General features: G+C 61.7%; 1 protein-coding gene and 1 pseudogene. Both read left to right on the top strand.

The genetic code is table 11. The annotated features are described in order from the left end of the window. Window positions 1-361, top strand: a pseudogene (locus ACQV2Q_RS08925) (hypothetical protein); the annotation flags it as partial. Beyond that, window positions 351-569, top strand: a 219-nt coding sequence (locus ACQV2Q_RS08920; protein ID WP_428882523.1) for an enoyl-CoA hydratase-related protein, incomplete at its 3' end; no start/stop codon positions are given. The pseudogene ACQV2Q_RS08925 and the gene ACQV2Q_RS08920, both read left to right, overlap by 11 nt.

The raw sequence follows: 569 nt of genomic DNA, 5'->3' as shown, positions 1-569 counted from the left end.
CAAGCTCATCGAACATATTTCGACGCGAATCCCGCGCAAAAAACTCGCCATGCATTTCCACGACACCTATGGCCAGGGCGTCGCTAATGTGCTGGCCTCGCTTGAGGAAGGCATCTCCATTTTCGACAGTTCCGTCGCCGGGCTGGGCGGTTGCCCCTTTGCGCCGGGCGCCAGCGGCAATGTCGCCACCGAAGACGTTGTCTATCTGCTGCACGGACTTGGTATTAAAACCGGCATCGACCTCATGGCGGTGGCGAGAACCGGGGACTGGATCAGCCGCCATCTCGGCAGGGCCAATGCAGCCCGCGCCGGCAAAGCGCTGCTTGCCGCAAAAAAGGAGGATGATGCGCATGGCGGATGAGCTGTTGAGCGAAAAGCGAAAAGACGTTCTGTGGCTCACGCTCAACCGGCCGGACGTCCACAACGCCATGAACGCTGCGATGACGGACGCCTTGACGCATGCGATCCGGACGGCCTCCAGCGATGGCAGCCTTCGTGCCGTGGTCATAACGGCCGCGGGCGACCGCAGCTTCTGTTCTGGTGCAGACCTGAAGGAAAGCGCCGGCGGC

Source organism: Facklamia sp. P12950, assembly GCF_050409465.1.
In the GTDB taxonomy this organism is placed as follows: Bacteria; Bacillota; Bacilli; order Lactobacillales; family Aerococcaceae; genus Facklamia.
The sequence above is the reverse complement of the archived record's forward strand: the minus strand, read 5'-3'. Positions and strand labels throughout refer to the sequence as shown.